Genomic DNA, 18,652 nt, shown 5'->3' with positions numbered 1-18,652 from the left:
GTCCTTGTGGCCCATTTTGACCTTGACCTCACGGGCCGGCGTGGCCTTGGGGCTCCACAGTTTTTCCAGATTGTAGAACTCGCGGGCCTCCTGGCGGAACACATGCACCAGCACGTCCCCGAGGTCCACCAACACCCAGGCGCTTTCCGGCAATCCTTCCGTGCCGCGCACCTCGATCTTGCGTTCGTGGGCCACCAGGAGTACCTCGTTGGCCAGGGTCGAGACATGGGTTGGCGAGGTTCCGGTGACGATCACGAAGTGATCCGCGAAGCCGGATCGTCCTTCCAGATCCACCACCACGATCTCCTTGCCTTTCTTGTCGTCCAACCGTTTGCTCAGTTCCGCGGCCAGTGCCGCGCTTTCGGGATGGCTCTTCAAAATCGTGCGCTCCAAAGTGAGTGAAATCAGCTGGCCCGATACAGTCCGTGGGCCAGCGCGTAGTCGAGCACCGCGTCCTTGGTGGTTCCGCGCGGGATGTCGCCTTGGGACAAACGGCGCCGGAGTTCGGTGGAGGAGAGATCCACCGGCGACACCTTAAGCCGGAACAGTCCGTACCTTCCGAGGCGTGTGCGGTCCAGATCGCCGGGGTTGGCCACGGCACGCTTCGTCAGTTCCGTTGCTGCCGGGTGACTGGCGCCTGTCGGCTCGACGAATCCGGGCCGTTCCATGAGACAGACATGGGTCAGTTCCAGGATGCGTTGCCACGCCCGCCACAGATGCAGTTCGCGCGGGATATCCGCGCCGATCAGCAACACCGGTTCCTCGTCCGGAAACGAGGCGTGCCAGGCTTGCAGGGTGTCCACCGTATAGCTCACCCGGGGCGTGTTCGCCTCGATCTCCCAGAGGGAGAATCCGGGTTCGTCCGCCAGCAAAAGCCGCAGCATGGCGACCCGGTGGGCCACCGGAGCCAGAAGATCCGGCCCCTTGAAGGGGTGGATCCCGGTGGGGATGAACACCACCCGATCGAGTCCCAGCGCGGTCATCGCCTCGCGTGCCGGGCGGATGTGGCCGTGATGGGGCGGGTTGAACGTTCCGCCCATGAGGCCGGTCCGGCGGGTCATTGGCGCAGTTGACCATCGCCCAGCACGATGTATTTCAGGCAGGTCAGCCCTTCGAGTCCCACCGGACCGCGAACGTGCAGCTTGTCGGTGGAGATGCCCATCTCCGCGCCCAGTCCGAACTGGAAGCCGTCGTTGAAGCGGGTCGAGGCGTTGACCATCACCGCCGAGGAGTCCACCTCGCGCAGAAAGCGCATGGCGCGCGGGTGATCGCGGGTGACGATGGTTTCGGTATGTTGCGAGGCGTGGGCGGCGATGTGGGCGATCGCTTCGGTGAGCGACGGCACCACCCGCACCGACAGGATCGCGGCCAGGTGTTCGGTGTCGTAATCTTCCGGCGTCACCGGTGTCACCGGGATTTCGTCACCGAGGATGGCGCGGGTTCGTTCGCAGCCGCGCAGTTCGCATCCGGCGTTCACCAGTCGTTTCGCCATGGCCGGCAGGAATGTTTCGGCCACCGCTTCGTGGACCAGCAGGGTTTCGGTGGCGTTGCAGACGCCGGTTCGTTGCATTTTGCCATTGAAGGTCAGTTCTTCGGCCATGGACAGATCCGCGTAGCGATCCACATAGGTATGGCAGATGCCATCCAGGTGTTTGATCACCGGGATGTGTGACTCTTCGATCACCCGTTGGATCAACCCCTTGCCACCGCGTGGGATGATCACGTCCACGTGGCGGTCGCTTTTGAGCAGCGCCCCCACCGCAGCGCGGTCCGTGGTATCGATGAACTGCACCGCTTCCGCCGGCAGGTTGGCGGCGCGCAGTCCCAGGGCGAGTCGTTCGGCGATGGCGCGGTTGGAGTGCCACGCCTCCGACCCGCCGCGCAGAATCACCGCGTTGCCCGATTTGACGCACAGTGCCGCCGCGTCGGCGGTGACGTTCGGGCGGGATTCGTAGATGATGCCGATCACCCCGAGGGGGACGCGCATGCGACCCACCAGCATGCCGTTCGGGCGAGGGCGCATTTCGGTGATCTCGCCTACCGGATCGGGCAGGGCCATCACCTCGCGCACGCCATCGGCCATGCCTTGGATCACTTTGTCGGTCAGGCGCAGGCGATCGATCATCGCTGGGGAGAGGCCATGGGCTTCGGCCTGGGTCAGATCGAGTTTGTTGGCCTCTTGCAGGGCGGCCCGATCTTCCCAGAGTCGTTGGGCCATGAACTCCAGGGCCTGGTTTCTGGCTGTGCCGTCGGAGGCGGCGAGGGTGCGGGCGGCGGTGCGGGCCTGGGAGCCGATTGTGTTGATCAGTTGGGTGATGTCCGTCATTGTCGATCAAGCTCCGTGGGGGGGTGATGGTGATGACGTAAAACCGTTGCCGGGGTCCGGGGAGCGAAGGTCCCCGGCAGAGGTTTGGAGACGGAGTCTCCAGGGTTCTTCTTTTGACTTTGCTTTTGACTTTGCTTTTGACTCTCGCGCGCTTTACACGACAAGCCCTTTTTCGCGCTTTTTGCGAAAAAGGGCGCAGCGCGCGCGGTCTCATGCGCCCCCTCGGTCGCCCGTCAGGGCGTCCGAGGGGGCGAGGTGCACGTCTGAACATAAGCCACCTTCGGCGGCCTGTGCTTTCGGGCCATGTTCGCGGGATCGTTTCGCCAAAGACGCGAAACGATCCCGCAGCCAAGGCGGCGCGCAGCGTTTTTTCGCAAAAAACGCGAAAAAACGCTTTTTTGAAGAGCGCGCGAAAAGCAAAGACCTAAAGACAAAAGACTAAAATAGAAACCCAAAGAAAGATATTTAAAGATAAAAAAATAAGGTCAAAGTCAAAACCTCGGAGACTCTGCCTCCGAACCGCTGCCGGGGACCTTCGGCCCCCCGGTCCCCCGCAAAGGTTGGAGGGAATCTCACCCCTCTGCATCCAACTCCCGAATCAACACCAGATTGTCCCGGTGAATCACCTCTTCCGCCCCCAGATACCCCAACAACCCCTCGAACTGCCGACTGTGCCGCCCGGCGATGCAGGCCAGATCACTGCTGTTGTAGTTGATAATCCCCTTGGCCAACTCCTGCCCGTCCGGGGCCTGACAATGCACAACCGCCCCACGCGCGAACTCCCCCAACACCGCCGTGATCCCCTTGGCCAACAAACTCCGACCCTGCAACAACGCCACCGAAGCCCCGGCATCAAGCAGAATCTCCCCACGCCCAACCCGCGCATTCACGATCCATCGCTTGCGCGCCGGCAACGGATTCTCCAGGCCCAAAAACAACGTACCCACCGGAAACGGGGTGAATACCTCGGAGATCGGATTTTCCCGGAAACCGTTGGTCAAGACCATGCGACAGCCACTGCGCGCCGCCATGCGCGCCGCCTTGATCTTGGTGGCCATCCCACCCTTGCCAACCAGAGAGCCGACACCGCCCGCCATGGACTCGATCTCCGGAGTCACCCGCTCGACCAAAGGGATGAAACGAGCCTCGGGATTGAGACGCGGATTGCTGTCATACAGACCGTCGATGTCGGAGAGCAAAATCAACAGATCGGCATCGACCAGATCCGCCACGTTGGCCGACAGGGTGTCGTTGTCGCCGAATTTCAACTCGTCGGTCATCACCGTGTCGTTCTCGTTGACGATCGGCACCAGACCCAACTCCAACAGGGTCTTCAAGGTGTCGCGGGCGTTGAGATAACGCTGCCGGTTCTCCACGTCGTCACGGGTGAGCAGCGCCTGGGCCACGTTCACCCCCAGACTCTCGAACGCCTCCTCGTAATGACGCATCAATACCCCCTGACCGGCTGCCGCGGCGGCCTGCTTCTCCTGCACCGAGGCAAGCGGTCGGTTGAGCTTGAGCAACGGACGACCCGCCGCCACCGCGCCGGAGGTGACCACGACGACACGGCGTCCATCGGCCATGACACGCACGATCTCTCGCGCGCGCGCCGCGATCCACTCGGGACGGATCCCCTCGCCACCGCCGGTGAGAAGATTGGAGCCGATCTTGACCACCACGCGCCGTGCCCCGCGGACCGCCTGCCACTCCTGGCTCAGCCTGGCGCGGTGATCAACGCACCCAGATGCACTCGACGCCATCTTCGTCTCCATCCCCGTCCCACTCCTCATCCTCGGAGGGCACACGCTCCCCACCGCGACCGGCCTTGGTCGGAGCATCCTCCAGAGGCGCGTGATACAGCTCCGGATCCCGCTCGCGCCGCGCCGCCTTCACCCGCTTGAACAACCCCTTGATCAGCGCGTCGATCCCCTCGCCGGTGGCGGACGAGATCCAGAGGATTTCTTCGACCTCGCCCTTCAACCCCTTGCGAAATTTCTTGAAAAGCTTCTCCCGTGCCTTTTCATCCAGAAGATCGCACTTGGTCAGCACCGCCCAGCAGGGCTTGGAGGCGAGGGTGGGCGAATAGGCGGCCAACTCCTCCTCGATCAGCCGGAAACGGGTCAGGGGATCCTCCTCGGCCAGGGGCGAGGTGTCCACCAGATGCACCAGAATCGGACAGCGTTCGATGTGACGCAGGAAGGCCCGTCCCAACCCCTTGCCGGACTCGGCACCCTCCACCAGACCAGGGATGTCGGCCACGACGAAACTGTTCTCCTCGCCGGCCCGTACCACGCCCAGATTGGGCACCAGGGTGGTGAAGGGGTAGTCGGCGATTTTGGGACGCGCCGCCGAGATCCGGGAGAGCAGGGTGGATTTGCCGGCGTTGGGCATGCCGACCAGACCCACGTCGGCCAGAAGCTTCAGCTCCAGCCACACCCAACGCTCCACGCCCGACTCGCCAGGCAGACACTGCCGGGGCGCGCGGTTGACCGAACTTTTGAAATGGACGTTGCCCAACCCGCCGCGACCGCCCGGCGCGATGACGAACCGCTGCCCGGCCCGCCACAGGTCGCAGATGACCGCGCCGTCGGCGTCGTCACGGGCCACGGTGCCGACCGGCACGCGCACCTCCAGATGGGGCGCGGAAGCGCCGGTACGACATTTGCCCATGCCGCCCGTGCCGCGCCTGGCCTTGAAATGCTGCTGATAACGAAAATCGATCAGGGTGTTCAAGTGAGGATCGGCCACGAGAACCACATCGCCGCCACGTCCGCCGTCGCCGCCGTCCGGACCGCCGAGGGGAATGAATTTTTCACGGCGAAACGAGGCGGAACCGTTGCCGCCGTCGCCGGAGCGGACAAAGATCTTGACCTCATCCAGAAAACGCATGTCGTCTACCCGACCGGGCCAAAAAGGAGGGTACGAAAAAAATGGGATGGAAGGGATCCTCTCACCCCGAACCATGGCACTCCCCCGCAGGAGTTCCACGCCAAACGAAATATGCCCCTGGTCGATCGCAAGGGATCAACCAGGGGCATCGGAACGCGAAGGAACGTTGCCGCGCATCACAAGCGTGGGTGATGCCGGCGGGAGTTGGTCACGCCGGCGGCCCGTCGCACCTGAAGGTCGCGGCGGGTGGGAATCAGGCGGCGGCCACGACGTGAACGTAACGACGATTGTTGCGCTCGGCGAAGGTCACGATCCCTTCCACCAGGGCGAAGAGGGTGAAATCGCGTCCCATGCCCACGCCATCGCCGGGATAGACCTCGGAACCGCGTTGGCGGATGAGGATGTTGCCCGGCACGACCTTCTGTCCGCCGTAGCGCTTGACGCCCAGTCGGCGTCCAATGGAATCGCGTCCGTTGCGGGTACTGCCGCCCGCTTTTTTATGTGCCATGAGTCGTCTCCCGAACTCGTCGATGAACAACCATCCCGCCGCGATGACTGTTTGGGCGGTGGTCAGTAACTTGTCATGATGGGGGAAAAAAACCTTGCCCCCGACCGTGGACCTCCCTTCGGGATTCCCACGGTCAATCAATCACGCCGTGATGTTGGTGATGCGCAGCTCGGTGAGCTGTTGGCGATGACCCTGGAGGCGGCGATAGTTCTTGCGGCGCTTTTTCTTGAAGACCAGGACCTTCTTGTCCTTCATCTGGCGCAGGATGGTGCCGGTAACCTGACCGCCGGCGGCCTCGCCACCGATTTTGATCTGGTCATCGACGGAGATCAACAGCACTTCGCCGACCTGGACCGAATCTCCCTCTTCACCGGGCAGTTTCTCGACGCGCACGACATCATTGACCGCCACCTTATATTGTTTTCCGCCCGTGCGGACCACTGCATACATGTCAACCACTCCTTGAATGTCTTTATGCCGTCGGACAACCTGCGAAACGTGCCTGGATGGGGGCCAGGATGCACAAGCCCCTCCACACCCCGGACTCCAGGGTGATCGGAAACTGTTTATTATCACTCTGGAGCGGAAAATGTCAACCCGAAATCACGTAACAGTTCCAACGTCTCGAAGAGGGGCAGCCCCACCACCCCGGAATAGGATCCGGAAACATGCGCCACCCATGCCGCGCCGAGCCCCTGAATGGCGTAGGCCCCGGCCTTGTCGAACGGTTCGCCGCTTTGGATATAGGCCAGGATCTCCACGTCGCTCAACCTCTTGAAACGCACGCGACTCTTCACGACCACGGCGTGTCCTCGTGGTCGGTCCGGAGAGCAGAGCGCGACCCCGGTCAACACCCGGTGCTCGCGACCGGAGAGACGGGTGAGCATGGCCATGGCATCGGCCTGGTCGCGGGGTTTGCCCATGATCTCATCTTCGAGCACTACGGCGGTATCCGCGCCGAGCACCAGATCCACCTCGCGGGTGACGCCGGCGCGGGCTTTTTCCAGGGCCATGCGCCGCACATAATCCACGGCGTGCTCATCGGCATGGCGCGATTCGTCCACGTCGGTGGGGTGAACCTCGGGGTCGAGCCCTACCTGGCGCAGCAACATCAGACGGCGCGCGGAGGCCGATGCCAGTCGCAAGCGCGTGCCGACCGGTTTCCAAAAGGATCCCGGCGTGTGGCTGGTTGCCTCACTTTCAAGATTATTTAACAAAAACCGCCTCCCGGTTGGTCAAGAACACTTGACGATTTTGCCCTCGCGACCCTATTGTGTGCAACCAGTTTTTCAACTTTCTCCAGAGACGGTCGCGCGCGGGACCGGCCCCGGTGTACTTTTCCGCGCCATACTGATGATAAAAACCTCACCATGAAACCCACCCCAGCCAATCTGCCGCCAGTCCTCAAACGCCTGGGCGAACTGATCGGACCGGATCTGGAACGGACCAACGCCATCATCCTGGAGCAACTGAACTCCCAGGTGGAGTTGATCCCCAAGTTGGGTGCGCACATCATCGAGAGTGGTGGCAAACGCCTGCGCCCCGTGCTGACGCTGTTGTCCGCCAAGCTGTTCGGCTATACCGGTCGCGACGATGCCCTGCTCGCCGCCGTGGTGGAGTTCATCCATACCGCCACCCTGCTCCACGACGACGTGGTGGACCGCTCCGATACCCGGCGTGGTCGCGCCACCGCCAATTCCGTGTGGGGCAGCAAGGCTCCGATCCTCGTGGGGGATTATCTTTTCTCGCGCTCCTTCCAGATTCTGGTCGCCCACGCCGATCTCAACGTGTTGCGCATCATCGCCGATGCCTGCGCCGTGATCTCCGAGGGGGAGGTCATGCAACTGGTGGCCACCAACGATCTGACCACCACCGAAGAGCACTATCTGGAGGTGGTGCGTCGCAAGACCGCCACGCTGTTCACCGCCGCCGCGCAGATCGGCGCGGTCCTCAACCACCGCTCCCGCGCCGAAGAGAATGCCCTGGCCGAATACGGCACACTCCTGGGAATCGCCTACCAGGTGGTGGACGACGCCCTGGACTACTCGGCCAGCAACGAGGCGCTCGGCAAGAATGTGGGCGATGATTTCCAGGAGGGGAAGATCACCCTGCCGGTGATCCACGCCTACCGGCAGGGCACCCCGGAGGAACGCGCCTTCTGGAGCGACTGCCTGGAAAAACGGGAGTTCCCGGAAGGGGCGTTGCAACGGGCCATTCAACTGGTGCGCGAGCGCGGTTCCCTGGACTATACCCTGGCGCGCGCCAAGACGTTCGCCGATGAGGCCAAGGCGCAACTCGCCATTCTGCCCGATACCCCGGAACGTGAGGCCATGGCCATGCTCGCCGATTTTTCTGTTGCACGCAGCTATTGACCTTTTCGAACGACTCTGTTAACATTATTGGATTGGTCGGCGTATCGGGGTGTGGCTCAGTCTGGTAGAGCACAGCGTTCGGGTCGCTGGGGTCGTGAGTTCGAATCTCGCCACCCCGACCAATCAAATCAAGGGGTTGGGTGAATTTCACCCGACCCCTTTTTTTTGTTGGGGCTTCCCAATGCCTGCCCGTCTTGATTGGCAATCCTCCATTGTGTATCCTCTGGCCAATAGGGTCGGGAGGAGGGGTGACGATGGCAAGAGCATGGGTGCTGCATCCAAACAAGGATGTGCCGTTGCTCATCATCAAGTTGATTGAAAAAAACAAGCCGGAATGACGATCCGTCAGGGGGCGTGCCATGGAGATCAGACACTATCCAGCCATCATGATTCCGGCGCGGTGGATCCGCTCAATCGCTCCATGGCCGCAACCCCGGTGGCGCGGATCGATCGCGCGGCCAGGGAGATCGGCATGAGCCGCTCCGGGTTTCTGGCCGAGTCGGCCAGACGCATGCTGGATGCCCGGATGTGAGCAACGATTCCCAGGAGACGCGGGGTCTGTCCGGGGACACGGGTGTCCAACCCGTGCCGAACCGTCGTCCGGATGGCTCCGGCAGACGCATCCTGATCATCCGCAAGGACAACATCGGCGATCTGGTCTGCACCACGCCGTTGATCGCGCGGTTGCGTCTCCAATACCCGGATGCCCATCTGGCGGCGCTGGTCACCGACTACAGCACCCCGGTGCTGTGGGGCAACCCGGATCTGGATGCGCTCCACGCCTACAAGAAGGCCAAGCATCGTCACACGGGGGAGAGTTGGCTGGGGGTCTATGCCCGACGCGCCGGCCTGTTCTGGAAACTGCGGCGTCAACGATTCGATCTCATCCTGCTGCCGGGTGGCCCCCATCCCAGCGCCCTGCGTGCCGCGCGCCTGCTCAACCCGGAGCGGATTCTGGTGCGTCACGAAACCCCGTTCGGGGCGCATGAGGTCGAATGCGTGTTGCGGCTGGCGCGTGGTCTGGGGATCGACGATGCGATCCCTCCCGCACCGACGCGCGTGGTTGCCGATCCGCACCATCTGGCCCGTCTCCCCCGCCTGCCCGAGGAGGGCACGCCCCTGATCGGCGTTCACATCAGCGCCCGCAAGCCACCGCAACGCTGGCCGTGGGAGCGGTTTGCCGTGTTGATCGGCTTGTTGCGACAGAGGGGGTTCCTGGTGGCGCTGTTCTGGTCGCCGGGGGCCGAGGACAATCCCCTCCATCCGGGGGATGACGACAAGGCCGGGCGGATTCTCGAGGCGGTCAACGACCCGCGGGTCATTCCCCATCCCACCCAGGCTCTGCCGGAGTTGATCGCCGGACTCTCCCGCTGTCGGGCGGTGATCTGTTCGGATGGCGGGGCGATGCATCTGGCCGCCGGGCTGGGCAAACCGATCGTCTGTTTCTTCGGCAACTCCGACGCCAGGCGTTGGCATCCCTGGGGGGTGACGTACCGGTTGCTGCAACCGGCGAGCGAGCGGGTCGAGGAGATCTCCGTGGACGAGGCCTGGGGCGCGTTCGAGGCGTTGCTGGAGGAGGGCGGATGAGCGCGCCGCCCGAGCCAAACCGGGATCCGGGCGGGATCCTGCTCATCAAGTCGCGCCACATCGGGGACGTGCTGCTGATGGCCCCGCTGATCGCCACCCTGAAGCGGCGTCACCCGTCAAGTCGCATCGCCGCGCTCGTCAAACGCGAATGCGTGCCGATGCTCGAGGGCCATCCGGATCTGCACGCGGTCGTGACCTTCCCGGAGAAACGGCCCGGTCAGGGCCGGTTGCCGTTGCTCATCCGCCAGATCCGCGCCTGGTGGCGGTTGTGGCGCGGTCCCTGGGAGTTGGCCATCAACACCACCGAAGGGGATCGGGGGATCCTGAACGCCTTTTTCTCGGGCGCGAAAAGACGCATCGGCTTCATCAATGCCCGCGGGGAGAAGGCCTGGCGGTTGCGACTGCTCACCGATCCCGTGCCGTTTCGAGGCGGCAAGCGGCACATGGTGATCCACAATCTCGATCTGGCCGGCGAGGGGATCCAGGATCGGGTGGTGCGCCTGGTGGCCTCGCCTGACGAGGAGCAATCCGCCCTGGCCAAGCTGAAAGCCACGGGATGGGATGAAATGCGCCCTCTGGTGCAGATCCACCCCACCTCGCGCTGGAGTTTCAAATGCTGGACCGACTCCGGCATGGCCCAGGCCGCGGATTTCATCCATCATTCGGGACGCATGCCACTGTTCACCTGCGGACCGGGTGCCGAGGAGCGCGGGCGGCTGGATGCCATCCTGGCCTTGTGCCGGGAGCCGTATCTGGATCTCGGGGGCAAACTGACCCTCAAGGAGTTGGCGGTGATCAGCCGGTCGTGTTGTCTCTATTTCGGGGTCGATACCGCGCCCATGCACATGGCCGCCAGTCAGGACACCCCGGTGATCGCCCTGTTCGGACCGACCGGGGTGTACGACTGGGGCCCCTGGCCGAATGGCTGGGATGGGGAGGATACTCCCTATCCGGAACTCAAGGGGGTACAGTCGAGCGCGCCCCATCTGGTGATCCAGAAGGATTGGCCGTGCGTTCCGTGCGGCAAGGCCGGCTGCGAGGGGAGCAAACGCAGCCGCTGCCTGGAGGAGCTTGATTTCGCCACCGAGGTGCGACCGTGGCTGGCGAAACGATTACCCGCCGGGGATCCGTTCCCCTGACCGGTCCCCACTCGGTTGCCTCCGGTCGCGCAGGAAAAACACCGCCGTATCCCCGTCCAGGACCAGATTCAGCTCTTTGACCAGCGCATCGATGGCGCGTCGCATCGGCCTGGTGAAGGGGGAGTGGATCCCCCCGTCGCCTTCGGGCCACGCCTTGCGCGGTATGTCGCGTTGTTGATACTCGCTGCCGATGATCCCCTCGGCGCCGGAGTCGCAATAGAGGTGGAAGATCTCGAAGCCGTGTTTTTCCGCCAGCAGGTGGATGCTGCGCATGGTGTGCAGATAGAGATGACGCGGCGCGTCCCAGGAGGCCCAGTGGACGCCGTAGCGACGGTGGGGGTAGGAGTTGGAGAGCGGAATGCGCAACAGCACCCCCCCTCCGGGGTTGAGCCGACCCCGGATCGCCTTCATGGCCGCGTGTTGATCCGGCATGTGCTCCAGGGAGTGGTGCAACATGATCAGCTCAAAGGTGCGTTCCACCTGATCCAGAGGTTTGGCGATGATGCGCACCCCGTTGCCGTGATCCAACGGCGCGGGCAGGAACGGATCCACCCCGGTCAGATCGGTGAACCCCTCGCGACGCAGCTTCAGCAACAGTCCCCCCGACCCGCATCCGACATCGACGATGGAACTCTCCAGCGTCAGACCGAACGGGCGCAGCCAGTCGAAGTAGCCCGGTCTGCGGCTCACCAGCGCGATGGCCGCGCCCAAAGGGTCCGACTGGCCCAGGTAGTGGCGGGTGCGTCGGGCGCGCAGGCCGGCGGCGAAGGGGGAGAGTTTCTTGTCCCTGGCCTTCTTGAACGACGAGTACTCCGGACCGTAATGACGCGCCAGATCATCCGGAACCCGCGCGATCTGCAACAGTCCACATCGACCACAGGTGAAATACTCGAACGGCTCACGCTGTCCGAACATCATCTCGAAAACCAAGTGATGGGCATGGTCCTGGTCGTTCTGGCAGAGATGGCAATTCATGGTGGCTCCAGTGGTTGGCCTCGGTATGGATCCGGAAGGGGTCAGGGGATGAGGGCCTTGAGAAAGTTTTTGGCCACGCGTCGTTTCTGGCTGGTCAACATGGCGTTGCGCCACAGTGTCGCGTAAACACCCCGACGCAGCAGGTCGCGCCGACTCGCCTGGCGTACCCGGTGGCTGGACATGCGGTCGATCTTGTGGAACATCGACAGCCCGTCGTCCACCAGTTGCCAGCGGATCAGGTCGGCCAGTTCCCGATCCGAGACGCCTGCCGCCACCTGATCGAGAATTCGCGCGTTGGTGTCGTAGCTGGACACCGAGGATTGCAACTGCCGATCGGTGTTGTACATTTGGAGATTTCGCTTCCATTGTCGATAGAAGTAGCCCGGCTCATCCAAAAAACCGATCCGTTCGGCCACCAGCAGGAAACGGGTGGTCCAGACCACATCTTCGTGGCTGATTCCCAGGGTGAAGCGCAGGCCGATCGCCTCGATCAACCGGCGTCGATAGACCTGCATGCAGACCATGTGCAGCATCGACCGGCATTGCAGACGCCCGCGCATCCACGCCGAGCCGGTCATCATTCCGGTGGGCAGAGGGTCGGCATAGAGCGCATGGTCGGGTTGACGCCCTTCGAAGTGGTAGGTGGCGTTGCCGATAATCGCGTCCGCGTCGAACTGCTCGGCCAACAGGCGCATGCGGGTGTAGTAGCCCGGTTGCACGAAATCGTCCGAGTCGCAAAAGGCGACGTACGTCCCGCGCGCCTGATCCAGGGCGTTGTTGCGCGCCCCGGAGAGCCCCTGGTTGCTCTGGTGGATGGCCCTGAACCAGGGGTGGGCGAGACAGAAGGCGTCCAGCATGGCCGCACTTTCGTCCGTGGAGCCGTCATCGACCAACAGGATCTCGGTGCGTGACGGATCCTCGCCGAGCAGGGATTCCAGGCAGATGGTCAAGAAGCGGGCGGTATTGTAAACCGGTACGATGATGGTCAAAGGGATCATGAATCTACCGGTTTATGTTTGATCGTCATTCCGGATGAACTGGACGGGTGGAGGCGGCGTGATCGGAGCCACGCTGACCATTGAATCACGTTAAATCTGCTCAGCCATCCCCATACACCGTGGCGCGGATGCGCGTCAAGAGTTGATGCCCAGAAGTTCCCGGATTTCCCGCCAGGCCGCCGCCACCGGGATTTCGCCCAGGGAGTGACTGGCGTCGCAGTGTCCGTCGCGGGGGTGCAGGGTGAGGAACCGACAGCGCGGATGGTCGAGGGGGCCGGTCATCTCCGGGCCGGAGAGACAGTGATAGAAGAGCACCATCGGGATGTCGAAGGCGCTCATCAGATGGGTCGGACCGGTATCCACCCCGATGTAGAGATCCAGACAGGACATCATCGCCCCGGTGGCGCGCAGGGAGAGTCGTCCGCTCAGATCCTGGCCGGCATCGCCCAGGCTGGCCACCAGGGGTTGGTTGTGGGTCCGGTCGTCCGGCCCGCCGAAGACCAGGAACCGGGCCTGGGGTATCTGGTGTCGGATCTGCTGGCAAAGGGCGATGAAATGACCCAGAGGCCAGTCCCGGTAGGGCTTGGTGGGGAAGCTGCGGGGCTGGATGCCGATGAGCGGACCATGGGTCCGCAGGGGAGCCAGTCGTCGTTCGGCCTCCAACCGCTCCTTCAGCGTGACCCCGTAGGCGATGCGCGGGTTGGTGGTGGTCACCCCGAGCGGTTCGGCGTGATGGGTCAGTTGCCAGATGGCATGCTCGCTCTGGAAGGGAGGCGGTTCGATGAGATGAGCCAGGCGTCGGTTCAGCGCCGGATCGGCCTGACGAAAGGCGATGGTCTGGCTGGCCAGACGCAATCCGAGTTTGACCAGTGCGGCGTCGAATCCGTAAACCAGGCTATAATCGTAGACCGGTTTGTGAAACCACCCCCGCATCCAGGCGGTTCTCGGGGTCACGCCACGGACGTGACGGACAAAGGGGAGATGGGCGAAGATCTCGGCCCGTTTCGGATGGGCCAGAATGTCCAGGATGGCGCCGGGGAACTGCTCGGCCAGGGCGCGCAGGGTGGGCGTGACGAAGAGCGAATCGCCGATTCGCGAGACCTGGATGACGAGAAAGGAGGGCGGCGCCTGCATGACGGCCTCAGGAAGAGAGGGGATCGATGGTGGGTTCCGCCTTCCCGTCGCGGGGACGGGGCTTGATGAAGCGGGCCGGGGAGCCGGCGTAGATGCCGCCGGGCGGCAGATCCTGGGTCACGGTGCTGCCCGCGCCCACCACCGCGTCGTCGCCAATGGTCACGCCGGGCAGAACCGTGACCCCGGCGCCGAGCCAGCAGTGACGACCGATGGTGACCGGTCGGTGGAACTGGGTGTCGAAGGCCGCGAAACCGCGTTTGGCCACGTCGTGATTGGCGGTCACGATCAGGCAGTTGGCGCCGATCATGGTGAAGGCGCCGATTTCGATGCGGGCGTGGGCTTGCAGCATGCAGTTGACGTTGATGCGCACATGATCGCCGAGCGCGACGTTTTCCGGTCGCTCCACGAACAGGCCGGGAAAGATCCGCACATCGTGGCCCACCTCGCCCAGGCGGGCTTGGAAATGGCGCGTGCGACCGCGTTCCAGCCAGTCGAGAATGCGTGCGGCCAGCATGGCCTTGAAGGCGCGTGCGGTCATGGCGTCGGTGGGACGGGTGGCGCGAGGGATCTGGTATACCACCACCAGAGCAGCCTGGCCGGAATGCGGCGCCAGAAACGACGGCGCTTCTGATAGGGGTGATGGAGCATGTGACACTGGTTGCACGGCGCGATGGCGCCCATGCCGCCCGTCTGGGTGAGGTGGCGCAACCGCTGCATGGCCGGGCTGTTCCAGGCCGAGGTGATGGTGTCGCCGGCGGCCAGATCGCCGATGATGTTGTGTCCTTCCGGATCCAGACAGCAGGCGTGGACCTTGCCATCGAAGGAGATCACCAGCCGATGGTAGATCTCGTGACACGGCGAGGTGCCGGATAGCCGCATCGTTTCGAACCGCGACTCCGTGGAGGCGCCGGCGAAGCTGTGCAGAAAGCGCACGTCCAGGCGCACGTCGAAGCCGTCGAACAGTTGGCGATACTCCGGGGTGTTGACGCAGGGCTTGTCGGGCGCGAAGGGGATGATCTCCTGGAGAATCACCTGGGGTCGGCTGGCTCCCCGCTCCTGGCGCAGGGTGAGGAAGCGGCGGATGTTGCCGAGCACCCGATCGAAATCGCTGCGAATGCGCATGCGGTTGTAAAGATCCCGATCCGCGGTGTCGAAGCTGAAACAGATCTCCGACAGGGGGGTCGCGAGGATCCGATGCGCCATCTCCTCGTCGAGACGCTTGGCGTTGGTGTGGATGATCACCGGAACACCGGTCTGCTCGGCCTTGTGGATCATTTCGGGCAACTGCTGGTGGAGCAGGGATTCGCCGTAACAGAAGAGCTTGAGTTGGCGCGGCTTGAGCACCGCCACCTCGGCGATCACCCGTTCGAAGAGTTCCATGGACATGAAACCCCGTTGTCGTTCGCCCCAATGGCTTTGCGGGCAGAAGGTGCAGCGCAGATCGCAGATGTTGGTCGGATCGACGAAGATCTCCAGCGGTGCATAGGGGAGAACCAGGCCGCCGCGCCGTTTGGCTTCGGCGCACAGCCGACGACGCAGTTCCGGGCGGCTTTCGAGTCGGGTGGGAATGGTCCGCATGAAGGTCTGAATCCGCGTGCTGGCTGGCCATGGGTGGATTGAGCGGGCGTTCGATCCCGGCCAAACCTGCCGATGCGGGCCATGGAGGGAATCACCGGACAATCGGTTGGTTATCGCAATGGAGCATGATAGCGCGTTGCCCTCAAAATGCAATGAAAAGCCGTTGGCCCGACGCGCCCTTCACGCCGTGGATATTCGGTTGCCGGACGAATCGCCCCTTGACTTTGTGAGGGCGCATCGATTTGATTCGTGGGATCTGGTTGGGTTGGATTCTTTCAGGCGTGGGGTATACAGAGCATGCATCGATCAATGGAGGCGTGGATCCGCGCGGTGGGCGAGGAGAAGGCGCGGTTCGCCGCCCTGGTCGCCGGGATTCCCTATGAGAAAAAAGGGATTCTGTTTTCGGAGATGTTCTTTTTTCAGCTCGGCGCCCGCTCCGCGGGGGCGAAACGGATCCTGGAGTCGGGTCGCGCCAGGGGACAGAGCACGCTTGTGTTGTCGGTTTGTTTCCCGGAGGTGCCGATCTTGAGCATCGAGCACGATCCGAACTCGCCGGACGTGGCCGTGGCTGCGGCACGGCTGGCGGGACGTGATCATGTGCAACTGCTGTTCGGGGATGCCCGGCGGCGCATGCCGGAGTTGGCCGAGGCCGGGGATGTGGCGTTGATCGACGGTCCCAAGGGGTTTGCCGGGTTGCGTCTGGCGTTCCGGGTGCTGGCGACCGGCAAGGTGTCGATGGTGTTCATTCACGACGTGGGGGTGGGCACGCCGGATCGGGCCTGGCTGGAGCGGATCGCGCCGGAGGCGGTCTACAGCGATGATCCGGAGTTCGCGCGGCTCTGCCACGATCTGGACGGGGCGGCCCGTGACGATCTGCCCGAGGCCAACCGCTTCGAAACCACCTATCCCAGGCCGGGTTATGGCTTCACCTTGGCCTGTCTGCCCAGGATTCCAGTGGCGACGGCCTGGTGGCGGCTGGCGATGACCGCGATCTGGGGTGTGATTCACCGTCTGGCGGTGCGCAAGCTAACCTGACGCCGGGGCCTCCTCGTCCTGGAAGTGCATGGCATGCAGGCGGGCATATTCGCCATTTCTGGCCAGCAGCGCCTCGTGACTGCCCTCCTCGACGATGCGGGCGTCCTTCAATACGATGATCCGATCGGCGTTGCGGATGGTGGAGAGCCGATGGGCGATGATCAGCGTGGTGCGACCGCTCATGAGCCGCTCCAACGCCTCCTGCACCGCCCGTTCGCTTTCGGTATCCAGTGAGCTGGTCGCCTCGTCGAGAATCAGGATCGGCGCGTTCTTGAGCAGGGATCGGGCGATGGAGAGCCGCTGTCTCTGTCCGCCGGAGAGCCGTACCCCGCGATCGCCGATGTGGGTATCGAACCCCTGGGGCAACTGGCGGATGAACTCCAGGGCGTTGGCCGCCTCGGCCACCTGTTCGAGCCGCTCCTGGGTGTATTCGGAACGGCCATAGGTGATGTTGTTCTTGACGGTATCGTTGAACAGGATCACCTCCTGGGTGACCACCGAGATCTGATCGCGCAGGGAACGCATGGTCGCGGAGCGGATGTCGCGTCCGTCGATGGTGATCGCTCCTTGCGTGACGTCGAAGAAGCGCGGCAGCAGGTTCACGAGCGTGCTCTTGCCACTGCCGCTGCGTCCCACCAGGGCGATCTGCTCTCCGGCCCGCACCTTGAGAGTGATGTTTTCGAGTACGTTGGGCAACTCCGCGCCATAGGCAAAGGTCAGATTTTCGAAGGCCAGCTCGTTCTTGAGCAACGGCATCGGGGTGGCGTCGGGTTGATCCTGAATGGTCGCCTCGCGTTCCAGGGTGCCGAAGATGCGATCCATGGCCGCCATGCCCCGTTGCAGGGTGTTGTTGAGGTTGGAGATCGCCTTGATCGGATCGTAGGCCATGAGCATGGCGGTCAGGAAGGAGAAGAAGGTGCCGGTGGTGGTCTTGCCGTCGATCACCGCGCCGCCGCCGTAGAGGATCACCCCGCAGATCACCAGTCCGGAGATCATTTCGATGGAGGGTTTGGAGAGCGAATTGATCTTGAGGATGTCGAGATGGGTTCTCAACACCCGTTTGGTCAGTTGGCGGAACTGGGATTGTTCGTAACGTTCCATGCAGAACGATTTGATGATGCGCACCCCGGAGAAGGTCTCTTCGAGCTGGCTGACGATCGATTCATTGAGTTCCTGGGCGCGATGGGATTTGGTGCGGATTCGTTTGCCGAGGGAGTAGATCAGCAGCGCGGAGAAGGGAAAGCCGAGGATCGAGACCAGCGCCAAAACCGGATCGCGGTAGAAGAGCACCCCGACCAGCACGATGAGGGTCAGACCCTCGCGGATCATGCTGATCATGACGTTGGCGGTGGAGTCCTTGATGATGATCGGATCGTTGCTGATGCGGGAGATGAAGCTGCCGGAGCTGGCGGTGAGAAAGTAGTTCATCTCGAACCGGAGGCAGTGGTTGTAGAGCTGGCATTGCAATTTGCGGGCGATGCGTTGTCCGACCGCGCCCATGACGTAGCTGTTGGTGTAGGAGGCGATGCCGCGTACCAGAAAGACCGCGAGCACCAGCAGCGGCAGGGTATGGAACATGGCACGGTTCTGCTCGATGAAGATCTTGTCGAGGATGGGTTGCACCATGTAGGCGATGGCCCCTTCGGTGGCCGAGAGGACGATCATGCTGATGACAGCCGGGATCAGGGCGATGCGGTGCGGCCAGATGAGGCCGATCCAACGGCGCAGGAGTTGGCGATTTTTGCTGGCGTCGGGTGCGGATTGGGAGAACAGCGGAGGGGCCATGCGCGATTCCGGGGTGAGGGGTGGATGGGAGATCACGGATTCCATGCAATTTTCATGCTGAATCCAAAGGTGCGGGTGATGTTGTGGAGGAGAGGGGGGTTCCGTCATCGTGGGGGCCGGGGGCGGTCATCGCCCCCGGCGGAGGTTCGGAGGCAGCGCCTCCGAGGTGTTGTTTTTGACCCGAGCACGCTTTTCAAAAGAGCGATTTTTCGCGTTTTTATGCGAAGAATCGCGTCAGCGCGCGCCGTCTTTCGCACTCCCCGCCGTCGTCCGTCAGGGCGACGATGGGGAGTGCGTTTGCGTGACGGCAGGAGCGATCTTGCCCG

The 18,652-nt window shown here is 63.2% G+C and carries 19 protein-coding genes and 1 tRNA gene; 6 read left to right on the top strand and 14 right to left on the bottom strand.

Translation table 11 applies throughout. The annotated features are described in order from the left end of the window. The 8 genes from rsfS to ACV4UY_RS00260 form a co-directional block, all read right to left on the bottom strand. A partial coding sequence (rsfS, locus tag ACV4UY_RS00295) for a ribosome silencing factor (protein ID WP_491605676.1) occupies positions 1-378 on the bottom strand: 378 nt, incomplete at its 3' end. Positions 379-404: 26 nt separating this feature from the next. Beyond that, on the bottom strand, positions 405-1,040 hold the full coding sequence (nadD, locus tag ACV4UY_RS00290) for a nicotinate (nicotinamide) nucleotide adenylyltransferase (RefSeq protein WP_491605675.1): 636 nt from the start codon (positions 1,038-1,040) through the stop codon (positions 405-407). Between the two features lie 17 nt (positions 1,041-1,057). After that, positions 1,058-2,326 (bottom strand): glutamate-5-semialdehyde dehydrogenase, encoded by a 1,269-nt coding sequence (locus tag ACV4UY_RS00285; protein ID WP_491605674.1) that lies wholly within the window; start codon positions 2,324-2,326, stop codon positions 1,058-1,060. A 572-nt stretch (positions 2,327-2,898) separates the two neighbouring features. Then, entirely contained in the window at positions 2,899-4,086 is a 1,188-nt protein-coding gene (gene proB, locus ACV4UY_RS00280) for a glutamate 5-kinase (protein WP_491605673.1), read from the bottom strand. After that, a complete protein-coding gene (gene obgE / locus ACV4UY_RS00275) occupies positions 4,058-5,215 on the bottom strand; it encodes a GTPase ObgE (protein WP_491605672.1) in 1,158 nt (385 codons plus the stop codon). Before obgE ends, proB begins: the two co-directional genes overlap by 29 nt. A gap of 253 nt (positions 5,216-5,468) precedes the next feature. Continuing rightward, positions 5,469-5,723 (bottom strand): 50S ribosomal protein L27, encoded by a 255-nt coding sequence (rpmA, locus tag ACV4UY_RS00270; RefSeq protein ID WP_491605671.1) that lies wholly within the window; start codon positions 5,721-5,723, stop codon positions 5,469-5,471. Between the two features lie 141 nt (positions 5,724-5,864). Continuing rightward, positions 5,865-6,173, bottom strand: a complete 309-nt coding sequence (gene rplU, locus ACV4UY_RS00265; protein WP_491605670.1) for a 50S ribosomal protein L21 — start codon at positions 6,171-6,173, stop codon at positions 5,865-5,867. Between the two features lie 122 nt (positions 6,174-6,295). After that, positions 6,296-6,868, bottom strand: coding sequence for a Maf family protein (locus ACV4UY_RS00260; RefSeq protein WP_491605669.1), 573 nt, complete (start codon positions 6,866-6,868; stop codon positions 6,296-6,298). Positions 6,869-7,093: 225 nt separating this feature from the next. Between ACV4UY_RS00260 and ACV4UY_RS00255 the strand changes: the two genes are divergently transcribed. The 5 genes from ACV4UY_RS00255 to rfaQ all read left to right on the top strand — a co-directional run bounded on the left by ACV4UY_RS00255 (position 7,094) and on the right by rfaQ (position 10,821). Further along, positions 7,094-8,095: a polyprenyl synthetase family protein gene (locus tag ACV4UY_RS00255; protein WP_491605668.1), complete on the top strand. Its 1,002-nt coding sequence runs from the start codon at positions 7,094-7,096 to the stop codon at positions 8,093-8,095. A gap of 45 nt (positions 8,096-8,140) precedes the next feature. Continuing rightward, positions 8,141-8,217 (top strand) — tRNA-Pro (locus ACV4UY_RS00250). Positions 8,218-8,429: 212 nt separating this feature from the next. Beyond that, positions 8,430-8,627, top strand: a complete 198-nt coding sequence (locus ACV4UY_RS00245) for a hypothetical protein (protein WP_491605667.1) — start codon at positions 8,430-8,432, stop codon at positions 8,625-8,627. Continuing rightward, positions 8,624-9,682, top strand: a complete 1,059-nt coding sequence (locus ACV4UY_RS00240; protein WP_491605666.1) for a glycosyltransferase family 9 protein — start codon at positions 8,624-8,626, stop codon at positions 9,680-9,682. Before ACV4UY_RS00245 ends, ACV4UY_RS00240 begins: the two co-directional genes overlap by 4 nt. Beyond that, positions 9,679-10,821 carry a putative lipopolysaccharide heptosyltransferase III gene (gene rfaQ / locus ACV4UY_RS00235; RefSeq protein ID WP_491605665.1) on the top strand — a complete coding sequence of 381 codons (1,143 nt, stop codon included), beginning with the start codon at positions 9,679-9,681 and terminating at the stop codon, positions 10,819-10,821. The genes ACV4UY_RS00240 and rfaQ overlap by 4 nt, the downstream gene beginning before the upstream one ends. Here the strand turns inward: rfaQ and ACV4UY_RS00230 are convergent. From ACV4UY_RS00230 to ACV4UY_RS00210, 5 genes are all read right to left on the bottom strand, one after another. Next, positions 10,795-11,796 (bottom strand): class I SAM-dependent methyltransferase, encoded by a 1,002-nt coding sequence (locus ACV4UY_RS00230; RefSeq protein ID WP_491605664.1) that lies wholly within the window; start codon positions 11,794-11,796, stop codon positions 10,795-10,797. The two genes, rfaQ and ACV4UY_RS00230, sit on opposite strands and share 27 nt — an antisense overlap. A gap of 41 nt (positions 11,797-11,837) precedes the next feature. Then, on the bottom strand, positions 11,838-12,794 hold the full coding sequence (locus tag ACV4UY_RS00225; protein WP_491605663.1) for a glycosyltransferase: 957 nt from the start codon (positions 12,792-12,794) through the stop codon (positions 11,838-11,840). A gap of 135 nt (positions 12,795-12,929) precedes the next feature. Further along, the gene (locus ACV4UY_RS00220) at positions 12,930-13,928 is read right to left on the bottom strand and encodes a glycosyltransferase family 9 protein (RefSeq protein WP_491605662.1); all 999 of its coding nucleotides are present in this window, start codon (positions 13,926-13,928) and stop codon (positions 12,930-12,932) included. Between the two features lie 7 nt (positions 13,929-13,935). After that, a complete protein-coding gene (locus tag ACV4UY_RS00215) occupies positions 13,936-14,466 on the bottom strand; it encodes an acyltransferase (protein ID WP_491605661.1) in 531 nt (176 codons plus the stop codon). After that, on the bottom strand, positions 14,463-15,506 hold the full coding sequence (locus ACV4UY_RS00210; protein ID WP_491605660.1) for a radical SAM protein: 1,044 nt from the start codon (positions 15,504-15,506) through the stop codon (positions 14,463-14,465). The genes ACV4UY_RS00215 and ACV4UY_RS00210 overlap by 4 nt, the downstream gene beginning before the upstream one ends. A 297-nt stretch (positions 15,507-15,803) precedes the next feature. Here ACV4UY_RS00210 and ACV4UY_RS00205 point away from each other — a divergent pair, with 297 nt between their 5' ends. Further along, positions 15,804-16,541 carry an O-methyltransferase gene (locus tag ACV4UY_RS00205; RefSeq protein WP_491605659.1) on the top strand — a complete coding sequence of 246 codons (738 nt, stop codon included), beginning with the start codon at positions 15,804-15,806 and terminating at the stop codon, positions 16,539-16,541. Here the strand turns inward: ACV4UY_RS00205 and msbA are convergent. Then, on the bottom strand, positions 16,533-18,371 hold the full coding sequence (msbA, locus tag ACV4UY_RS00200) for a lipid A export permease/ATP-binding protein MsbA (protein WP_491605658.1): 1,839 nt from the start codon (positions 18,369-18,371) through the stop codon (positions 16,533-16,535). The two genes, ACV4UY_RS00205 and msbA, sit on opposite strands and share 9 nt — an antisense overlap. Between the last annotated feature and the right edge of the window lie 281 nt (positions 18,372-18,652).

The sequence above is a fragment of the Candidatus Magnetaquiglobus sp. genome, from assembly GCF_058402785.1.
The sequence above is the reverse complement of the archived record's forward strand: the minus strand, read 5'-3'. Positions and strand labels throughout refer to the sequence as shown.